Origin of the sequence: Saccharothrix coeruleofusca (genome assembly GCF_014648515.1) — a bacterium.
Lineage (GTDB): Bacteria > Actinomycetota > Actinomycetes > Mycobacteriales > Pseudonocardiaceae > Actinosynnema > Actinosynnema coeruleofuscum.
Genome location: NZ_BMRG01000012.1, coordinates 1 through 282, shown reverse-complemented (window position 1 = coordinate 282; position 282 = coordinate 1). Strand labels below are relative to the sequence as shown.

Annotated in this window: 1 protein-coding gene; it reads right to left on the bottom strand. The window is 64.5% G+C overall.

The genetic code is table 11. The features are described from left to right. Nucleotides 1-282: cbb3-type cytochrome c oxidase subunit I (locus IEZ00_RS37060; RefSeq protein ID WP_229796082.1), on the bottom strand; the 282-nt coding region annotated here is incomplete at both ends.

Genomic DNA, 282 nt, shown 5'->3' with positions numbered 1-282 from the left:
GCCACCGTGGAGATGGTGTTGAGCAGGGTGAACTCGTCGGTGGGCAGGTAGTCGGCGTAGCGGCGGGGGAAGCCCTGCGTGCCCAGCCAGTGCTGGACCAGGAACGTGCCGTGGAAGCCCAGGAAGGTCAGCCAGAAGTGCAGCTTGCCCAGCGGCTCGTCCAGCATCCGGCCGGTGAACTTGGGGAACCAGAAGTAGATGCCGCCGTAGGTGGCGAACACGATGGTGCCGAACAGCACGTAGTGGAAGTGCGCCACCACGAAGTAGGTGTCGTGGACGTGG